The following is a 9,182-nucleotide window of genomic DNA, read 5'->3' on the forward strand; positions in this document are numbered from 1 at the left end:
ATAAAAGCCCCCGAGTAGGGGGCAGCCAGTGGTAATAGAGTGGTTGTCAGATTACTCAAAGCCCTCTTTAGAGGGCAACCACTAGAGAAAGACCCTTATAGGGTCAGAGCAAACCACCCGTTCTACGGGTGGTTATGATTATAGAAGTTTAATATTTAAGTTATAAGTATAAGAAAGGAAAATAGATATGGATTTTATTCGTCGTTATACGACTAAAGAAGGTGTTCGTATGGCCTTTGCCGTAACGACTGACACTGTGGAAGAAGCAAGAGTGCGTCACGATTTGAGCCCGGTAGCTACGGCGGCTCTCGGTCGTGCTATGACCGGCGCCCTTTTAATGGCCGGGGATTTTAAAAACGAAGAAAACGTAAGTTTACGTTTAAACGGTAAAGGACCTTTAGGCGTGGTTCATGTAGATGCGTTCAGTAATAATACGGTGCGCGGCTATGTTGATAATCCTCATGTGGATATACCGTTAAAATATGCCGGTAAAATGGATGTGGGCGCCGCTGTCGGCCATGACGGTGAAGTACAGGTAACTCGTTTTACCAAACTCCGTCAGGATTACACGTCCCAAAGCCCGATGCAGACCGGTGAAGTAGCGGAAGACTTAGCCTACTATTTATATACGTCAGAACAGATTCCGGCCACTATCAGCTTGGGCGTTTTGGTTAATACAGACAGAACGACTATGGCTGCCGGCGGTTTTCTCGTACAGGCTCTGCCGGATGCAACTGATGAAGCTTTGGCGCAAGTAGAAGCTAATATTAATGAATTGGGACCTATTTCTCATTATTTGGAAGCGCATCCTAATGGGGAAGGTTTAGTTGAAAAAGTATTGGCCGGTTTAACGTCTGAACAAGTCTATGAAGGTGATGTGGCTTTTCAATGTACTTGCAGCCGTGAACGATTTGAACAAATTTTGGCTACGCTGCAACCTGCGGATAAAGAAGAATTGTTGGAAGATGAAACGACCGAACTTGTTTGTCATTACTGTAATGAAAAATATCAGTTCAGCCGCGATGAATTGAAGCAGATTTTTGCGGAAGCGTCCCGTAACGATGGGGTAGCGCATTAATTAGATTTTTTGATAAACAGCTTTTGACCTGCAAAAACAAATGATTAACGCAATCAGTTAGATTGTGGTACAATAGAATAGACGAGCCTTAGGGCAGTAACTAAGGTATGGAATCTCCGGGGCTCAGGCTCCGGAGGTTTATTTTTTAGTAAAAAGCTATTGTAAAGAAAGATAAGACGAGGTGACTATAATGGGTGTAATCGCAATTATTGGCGGTACCGGTGTGTACGATCCATCTATGTTTGAAAATATTGAAGAAAAGACGATGCAAACGCCGTATGGTGAAATTGCTTATACGAAGGGCAGTTATAAGGGGAAACAGCTTATATTCTTAGCCCGCCACGGTAAAGGTCATTCCATTCCGCCTCATTTGATTAATTATCGCGCTAATATTTGGGGTCTCAAAAAATTAGGTGTAACCATGATTGTGTCCACAACGGCAGTGGGTTCTTTGAATACTGATTATGCACCGGGGCACTTTGTATTGGTTGATCAGTTCCTTGATTTTACAAAATCCCGCGTGTCTACCTTCTTTGACGGCAATGGCAAAAAGGTTGTCCATTTAGGCGTAGGTAATCCGTATTCGCCGGCTCTTCGCAAGGTGATTATGGAAGCGGCATCGGAACTTAATATCGACGCTCATAACGGTGGTACTTACGTATGCACGGAAGGCCCTCGTTTTGAAACGCCGGCCGAAATTAAGATGTTCAAAATGATGGGTGCCGACACAGTGGGGATGACGAATGTTCCGGAAGTGGTGCTAGCGGGTGAAGCTGAAATTGCTTATGCCACGATTTCCATGGTAACTAACTTTGCTGCCGGTATTTCGCCGACTGAACTTACACATCAAGAAGTTCTCGATATTATGGCTGAAATGTCCGATAAATTTAAAGCCTTAATTTTACGTACTATTGAAAAACTCGATCCTGATCAGGATTTACCATGTCACCATCGTTTGGCCGAATACGGCGGTTTCAAAGCGGCCTTGGGCAAAGAGGGTGAATTACTATGAGTTTAGAAGAAGCAGTTCATACATTGGATACCTTAAAAAGTGAATCCATGAAGAGCATCACTTGGAATGGTAATTCTTTGATTTTATTAGACCAGACAAAGTTACCGAATCAGGAAGAATATATTGACTGCACCGACTGGCGTCAAGTAGCGGAAGCCATTAAAAAATTGCGTGTTCGCGGCGCACCGGCCATTGGCGTAGCCGCCGGTTACGGCCTTATTTTGGCTGCCCGTGAGGCCATTGAATCGGCACCTGATGAAGTAACACAGCGAGCTAATTTTTTGACGTTTGCCAATACTTTAAAAGAAACACGGCCGACGGCCATTAATTTAGCATGGGCCATTGACCGTATTGTGACGAATATCGTATTTCCTTGCGATACCATGGTGGCCGCGTTACCTTTAATCGAAGCGGAAGCCAAAGCTATTGATTTGGAAGACCAGGGATTGAATGCGGCTATGGCTAAAGCGGGGGCTACTCTTTTCGAAGGTAAAAAGGGCATCCGTATTTTGACGCATTGTAATGCCGGTGCTTTGGCAACGGCCGGTTTGGGTACCGCTCTCGGCGTTGTTCGTGAACTTCACGCTAACGGTCAATTAGAGCGGGTTTATGCGGATGAAACGAGACCGCTTTTACAGGGCGCTCGTTTAACCGCTTTTGAACTCCATCATGACGGCATTCCCGTTACCTTATTAACCGATAATATGGCGGCCTATGCTATGCAACAAGGTCTTATCGATGCTGTTATTGTGGGCGCCGATCGCATCACTACGGAAGGGGATGTGGCCAATAAAATCGGTACTTATGGCGTAGCCTTAGCGGCCAAAGCTCATAATATTCCGTTTTATGTGGCCGCACCGTACAGCACCTTTGACTTTACTTTGGCTAAAGGGAGCGATATTCCTATCGAAATGCGCAGTGCCGATGAAGTTAAATGCTTTGCCGGTATCCCAACCGCACCGGACGGAATCGACGTTTTGAACCCTGCTTTTGACGTAACGCCGCATGAACTCGTAAGTGCTATTATTACCGAAGAAGGCGTTTTAAAAGCACCTTACAATAAAGCCATTGCGGATTTACAAAAGAAGCTTGTACGGTAATGCGTAAATCTACTTTTATCGGTAGTATTATAGATGTTTTTCAAGAAAGAAGAGGTTATCATGGAATCATTAATCAGAGACATTAAATTGGCACCGGAAGGTCGTAAAAAAATTGAATGGGTGTCCAATTTTATGCCCGCTCTTAACAGCTTACGGGAAGAATTTAAAGCGAGTCATAAATTTGAAGGCAAAACGGTCGTAGTGAGCGTTCATTTGGAAGCTAAAACGGCGTATTTGTCTACTATTTTAAAAGAAGCCGGTGCTGATGTTATCGTAACCGGTTCCAACCCATTGTCCACTCAGGATGATGTAGCGGCAGCCCTCGTTGATATGGGCCTCACCGTGTATGCGTGGCATGACTGCACCGAAGAAGAATACTTCATGTTCTTAAATAAAGCGTTGGATCATAAACCGCATATTATCATCGATGACGGTGGGGACTTGGTAAACTTGTTGCACACTACTCGCACGGACGCGAAAGAACGACTTATCGGCGGTTCCGAAGAAACAACAACAGGTGTGCATCGTCTTCACGCCTTGGCTAATGAAAATAAATTGACATTCCCAATGATTGCCGTTAACGACTCTTATTGTAAATACCTCTTCGACAATCGTTACGGTACGGGCCAATCCGTATGGGACGGTATCATGCGTACCACTAACTTGACCGTTACCGGTAAAAATGTAGTCGTAGCCGGCTATGGTTGGTGCGGTAAAGGTGTGGCCATGCGTGCTAAAGGCCTCGGCGCTCACGTTATCGTAACCGAAGTGGATCCGATTAAAGCCATCGAAGCTGTATTTGACGGTTTTAAAGTTATGCCTATGATTAAAGCTGCCCCAATCGGTGATATTTTCATCACCGTAACCGGTTGTAAAGATGTTATCCGCAAACAGCACTTCGAAGTGATGAAAGACAAAGCCATTATGTGTAATGCGGGCCATTTCGATTGTGAAGTAAACGGTGTCGAACTTGCGGAAGTGGCTGTTTCTCATAAAAATGTTCGTAAAAATATTGAAGGCTACAGCTTAGCTGACGGCCGTACGCTTTATTTATTAGCCGGTGGTCGTCTTGTTAACCTCGCTGCCGGGGATGGTCATCCTGCAGAAATTATGGACTTGTCCTTTGCTATGCAGGCATTGGCTGCGGAATACTTGCTTGATCATGGTAAAGATATGGAAGCAACGGTTCACATTTTGCCGCATGAACTGGATGTGCGTATTGCGAAAGTTAAATTGCAAAACATGGGCTACGATTTAGATTCGTTAACCCAAGAACAATATGATTATTTGCATAAAGTTCAATAAGAGATTGCGCTCTGAGGTTATAGGTACAAACGGTTGTGTCATCTAATCTGAATAGAGTACGTTGGTAGCGGTTCAACTAAAGGAGATATAAATGGCTGATATTGTAATTCGCAATATTGATTGCATTACCGGGGAAAGTGCTGAATCCGGTAAAGACATGTTGCGCAATGTAACGTTAATTATTAAAGACGGATATATCGATAAAATTTTGACCGAAGAAGAAAGTCAGACGCCTTTCGGCCAAGAGTTAATCACTAAAGAATGCGGTAATGCGGCGTATATTTTAGACGGTCATGGTCGTGTAGCCGCACCGGGCCTTGTCAATACACATACCCACATTGCTATGGGCTTATTCCGTAATTATGCGGATGATTTGGAACTCATGGATTGGCTGGAAAACGCTATTTGGCCGGCTGAAGCAAAATTAACCAATGAATTGGTAGAAGTCGGTACACGCTTAGGTATCGCCGAAATGTTCCGTTCCGGTACCACTTGTTTCAGCGATATGTATTTCTTCATGAACGATACGGCCAAGGTGGTAAAAGAAACCGGTATTCGTGCCGTTTTATCCCGCGGTATGGCCGGGGTAGCACCTACAGCCGAACAAGCCTTGATAGATAGCCGTCATTTATTCAATGATTGGCACGGTTTTGACAATGATCGCATCAAAGTAATGCTGGGACCGCACGCGCCGTATACTTGTCCCGATGATTATATGAAAAAAGTCATGGACCTTAGCCATGACTTGGGGGCGCAAATCCACATTCACCTCTGCGAAACGAAAGGGGAAGTGGAGAATGTAATTAAAGCAACCGGCAAAACGCCGATTGCTCACTTCAATGATTTAGGCGTGTTTGATACGGGCTGTGTGGCCGCTCACGGTGTTCATTTAACGGATGAAGACCTCGATATCATGAAGGAAAAAAATGTGCGTGTCGCTCATAATCCGCAATCCAATCTTAAATTAGCCAGCGGTATTGCCGATGTGCCGGCTATGCTTGCCAAAGGTATTACCGTAGGGCTTGGCACTGACGGTTCCGCCAGCAACAATAATGCGGATATGCTCGAAGAAGTTCGTTTGGCAGCTACGCTTCATAAAGCTACGCACTTTGATCCGAAAGCCATTCCGGCTCATCAAGCCTTACAATTAGGCACCGTTGAAGGGGCTAAAGTTCTCGATTATAACGATTTAGGCCTCATTAAAGAAGGCTATCGTGCGGACCTTTGCTTATATGATGTAACCGGCATGCATTGGTTACCGCGTTATAATGATGTGGCCTCCTTGGTATATGCGGCTAATTCGTCCGATGTGCAGACAACGATTGTAGCGGGCAAAGTAGTCATGAAAGACCGCGAATTACTTACTATTGACGAAGAAAAATTACGTCATGATGTGATGAGTAAGACAGCGATTTTTAAACAATAATATTATATAGTTTGCATATAAAAGCGGTTTCCTTATCCAATCAAAATGAGCGCTAAAAAAGAAACTACGGCGATTTATATTGCCGTAGTTTTTTCATACAAAAAAGGGCGCTTATAGGGTAAATAGGGTCTTATAGAGCTAAGTGGGTTAGAACCTATAGGATAAAAAAGAGTGCCGAGCCAATGCTCGACACTCTATGTGAGTTAATTCAGTTAATCCTTAGATTAATTCTTTAACAGCAGCAACAGCAGCGTCAAAGTTAACGGAGCTTGTTACTTCAGGAACATATTCAACATATGCTACTTTGTCGTCTTTACCGATAACAACGATACCGCGAGTTAACAAACGGAGTTCTTCAATCAAGAAACCGTATGCTTCACCGAAGCTTGCATCTTTGTGGTCGGAAAGGGTGATTACGTTATCAACGCCGGCAGCACCGCACCAACGTTTCTGAGCGAATGGAAGGTCCATGGAGATAGTCAAGATAACTACATCGTCGGAAAGTTCGGTAGCTTCTTTGTTGAACCAACGAGTCTGAGCGTCACAAACGCCGGTATCAAGGGAAGGAACTACGGAAATAATTTTTACTTTGCCTTCGTAGTCTTTCAAAGTTTTAGCGCCTAAGCCGTTATCTAATACAGTAAAGTTAGGAGCTGCGTCGCCAACTTTAACTTCTTTACCTAACAATGTCATTGGATTGCCTGCGAATGTAATTACACCGGTACGTTTTTCCATAATGAATAACCTCCTAAGATTAATTCAAAATTTAATGTTTAATTTATCTGACAGAGAACAATTTTCACTGTCTCGTAGAGTGGAGACGGTTATTTTTATAAATGCCGTACAACTCCGCTTACCATATTAAGTATAGCATGATAGAATTTATAAGTAAAATAAAAATTGATGATTTTCGATGTGATATAAACTATGTTACAATATAGAAGTAAAATATATCATTTTATTTTTATAGATAAAATAAAAAATCTGACTATTCTTGGAGACGATAATGAAAAAACTGACTATTTTTTCACAATTTTTCAAAGGTTATGGCCCCGTCTATTTACTAGGCGTTTTGATTCTGATTACGATTAACATTCTGTTTTTATATGTTCCGCGCCTCATCGGGGAAGCCATTAACACCTTATATTACGGTAAGGAAGGCCTTACTACATATATAGGGTACTTTTTTATGTTAGCTATTGTTGTCACTGTTCTAAAATTTTCATCCCGACATTTGTTGTTGGGGTCCATTCGTCGCTTTGAATTTTTACTGCGTCGTCGTTTATTCGATCACGCATTATATATTCCTACCGCCTATTATGAAAAAAACGGCCCCGGTAAGGTTATGGCCTTAATGACCAATGACGTAACATCCTTGCGCGTTTCTTTAGGCCTGGGGGTAATGATTTTAGTAGATGCCATCTTTTTCGGTATTTTTTCATTCTTCTTGATGGCTAAAGAAATCAGCGTTTCCTTGACGGCACTTACCTTACTACCGATGCCGTTTATTCTGACCGGAATGCTCACCGTGAGTCGCCGCATGCGTAAGCGTCAAAAAGAAGCGCAGAATACGTATAGCGACTTAACGGAGTTCGCGCAAGAATTATTCCTCGGCATGCCGGTCATTCGTGCCTTTAACCGTGAAATGCGCAGTTTATGGCGTTTTAACAATATTAACAAAGTGAATTATGATAAGAACATGCGCGTTGCCTTCCTCGATTCAATCTTGGCTCCGCTCACTTTCGTGGCCCCTTTTATGTGTCACGCCATCGCCATTTTTATCTGCGGTCGCTTAATCATTGCCAATGAAATTACCGTAGGGGATTTCGTAGCAGTCAATGGTTATTTGAATTTAATTATCGGCCCGATTATGGGTATTGGTTCCTTGTTATCGGTTCTTCAAAAAGGGTTGGCCTCCTTGGATCGTATTTACGATTTTCTCATGATTGAAGAAGAAAAACCAACCGATGAGGAACGTGAATTGCCGTTAACAACTATTACGGTTAAAGATTTAACCTTTACCTATCCGGAAACTAAAGTGCCTATGCTGCACGACGTAAACTTAACGATTAAGCCCGGTGAATTTATCGGCATCGTCGGAGGACCGGGTTCCGGTAAATCCACCTTATTCAAATTGTTATTGCGCTTACACGATACACCACAGGGCAGTATTTATGTAGGGGATGAAGACATTACGACAATGCCGCTTCAAGTGTTGCGTCGCAGCATTGCCTATGTACCGCCGGAACCGTATCTATTAGGGACTACTATCGGTGAAAATATCGCTTTCGGTGAAGCGTCAAACCATACTTTAGAACTTACCCAAGCCGCTGAGCGGGCGGCTTTGACGCGCGATTTGAGTCAGCGTCTGGCGCCGGCAGCCAAACGTTTGAAAGAAGGGGGCACCGATTTATCGGGCGGTCAAAAACAGCGTGTTAATATTGCTCGCGGTCTTTATAAAAATGCACCGTATTTGCTCTTAGATGACAGTTTCTCCGCACTGGATACCATTAGTGCCGGTACGATTATAAATACCTTACGCCAGGGCCGTAATCAAAATTTATTATTCATTTCCCAACGTTTGGAAGCACTCCGCGAAGCGGATCGAATTATTGTTTTTAAAGAAGGTACTATTGTGGAAGAAGGTACTCATGAAGCGCTTATGGCCAAAGAAGGCGAATATTATCGCTTATATGCCCAGCAGCTTGATGAACCTCTTATCGGTGTAGCTGAGGAAGGAGGGGACCAATGAGCAAGCAACATACCAGTTCCTATACGGTACAGGAAGAAACGCAGTTAACAAAGCATCAAGACATCTTGTTACTTAGCCGTTTAGGTCAATATATCAAACCGCATTCCTTCCTGCTTTTGTGGGCCGCTCTGTTTTTATTGATTGCCATGGGCCTCGACTTACTGCGCCCGCTTTTGATGAAAACCGTAATCGATACGGCCTTTCCGCAGCGCGACATCGGCATTATTACGGAATATGCCGGCATCTACTTTATGACTATATGTTTTAGTATTATTGCCTTGTTTGTGCAAAACTATACGTTACAAAAATTCGGTCAAAGCATTATTTTTGAAATTCGAAATATAGTATTTTCTAAAATTTTAGCCCGTACACCGGCTCATTTCGGGCAATTGCCAATCGGTAACCTGGTTACGCGGGTAACCAATGATACGGAATCACTGCGCACTTTATACACCGACGTAGTCTTAAAATTGGGCAGCAGTGTGCTCATGATTATCGGTATTTTAATA

8 protein-coding genes are annotated in these 9,182 nt (G+C 43.3%); 7 read left to right on the top strand and 1 reads right to left on the bottom strand.

The window, feature by feature from the left end; translation table 11 throughout:
• Positions 1-187 precede the first annotated feature (187 nt).
• The 5 genes from hslO to E7204_RS08000 all read left to right on the top strand — a co-directional run bounded on the left by hslO (position 188) and on the right by E7204_RS08000 (position 5,921).
• Positions 188-1,078 (top strand): Hsp33 family molecular chaperone HslO, encoded by an 891-nt coding sequence (gene hslO, locus E7204_RS07980; RefSeq protein WP_295183359.1) that lies wholly within the window; start codon positions 188-190, stop codon positions 1,076-1,078.
• 190 nt (positions 1,079-1,268) lie between these two features.
• Positions 1,269-2,090: an S-methyl-5'-thioadenosine phosphorylase gene (mtnP, locus tag E7204_RS07985; protein ID WP_295183361.1), complete on the top strand. Its 822-nt coding sequence runs from the start codon at positions 1,269-1,271 to the stop codon at positions 2,088-2,090.
• Between the two features lie 47 nt (positions 2,091-2,137).
• Positions 2,138-3,190: an S-methyl-5-thioribose-1-phosphate isomerase gene (gene mtnA, locus E7204_RS07990; protein ID WP_295183374.1), complete on the top strand. Its 1,053-nt coding sequence runs from the start codon at positions 2,138-2,140 to the stop codon at positions 3,188-3,190.
• Between the two features lie 60 nt (positions 3,191-3,250).
• Positions 3,251-4,495 carry an adenosylhomocysteinase gene (locus E7204_RS07995; RefSeq protein WP_295183364.1) on the top strand — a complete coding sequence of 415 codons (1,245 nt, stop codon included), beginning with the start codon at positions 3,251-3,253 and terminating at the stop codon, positions 4,493-4,495.
• Between the two features lie 91 nt (positions 4,496-4,586).
• Entirely contained in the window at positions 4,587-5,921 is a 1,335-nt protein-coding gene (locus E7204_RS08000; protein WP_295183366.1) for an amidohydrolase, read from the top strand.
• Positions 5,922-6,140: 219 nt separating this feature from the next.
• Here E7204_RS08000 and tpx read toward each other — a convergent pair whose 3' ends face one another.
• A complete protein-coding gene (gene tpx, locus E7204_RS08005) occupies positions 6,141-6,656 on the bottom strand; it encodes a thiol peroxidase (protein ID WP_295183368.1) in 516 nt (171 codons plus the stop codon).
• Positions 6,657-6,927: 271 nt separating this feature from the next.
• Here tpx and E7204_RS08010 point away from each other — a divergent pair, with 271 nt between their 5' ends.
• Both E7204_RS08010 and E7204_RS08015 read left to right on the top strand, forming a co-directional pair.
• Entirely contained in the window at positions 6,928-8,673 is a 1,746-nt protein-coding gene (locus E7204_RS08010) for an ABC transporter ATP-binding protein (protein WP_295183370.1), read from the top strand.
• On the top strand, positions 8,670-9,182 hold a 513-nt coding region (locus tag E7204_RS08015; protein WP_295183372.1), incomplete at its 3' end, for an ABC transporter transmembrane domain-containing protein. The genes E7204_RS08010 and E7204_RS08015, both read left to right, overlap by 4 nt.

The sequence above is a fragment of the Veillonella sp. genome (genome assembly GCF_015058545.1).
Classification (GTDB): Bacteria; Bacillota; Negativicutes; order Veillonellales; family Veillonellaceae; genus Veillonella_A.

Excerpts from the sequence above, each read along its gene's own strand:
- tpx (WP_295183368.1), bottom strand. The coding sequence starts at position 6,656 with ATGGAAAAACGTACCGGTGTAATTACATTCGCAGGCAATCCAATGACA.
- E7204_RS08000 (WP_295183366.1), top strand. The coding sequence starts at position 4,587 with ATGGCTGATATTGTAATTCGCAATATTGATTGCATTACCGGGGAAAGT.
- E7204_RS08010 (WP_295183370.1), top strand. The coding sequence starts at position 6,928 with ATGAAAAAACTGACTATTTTTTCACAATTTTTCAAAGGTTATGGCCCC.
- hslO (WP_295183359.1), top strand. The coding sequence starts at position 188 with ATGGATTTTATTCGTCGTTATACGACTAAAGAAGGTGTTCGTATGGCC.
- mtnA (WP_295183374.1), top strand. The coding sequence starts at position 2,138 with ATGAAGAGCATCACTTGGAATGGTAATTCTTTGATTTTATTAGACCAG.
- mtnP (WP_295183361.1), top strand. The coding sequence starts at position 1,269 with ATGGGTGTAATCGCAATTATTGGCGGTACCGGTGTGTACGATCCATCT.
- E7204_RS07995 (WP_295183364.1), top strand. The coding sequence starts at position 3,251 with ATGGAATCATTAATCAGAGACATTAAATTGGCACCGGAAGGTCGTAAA.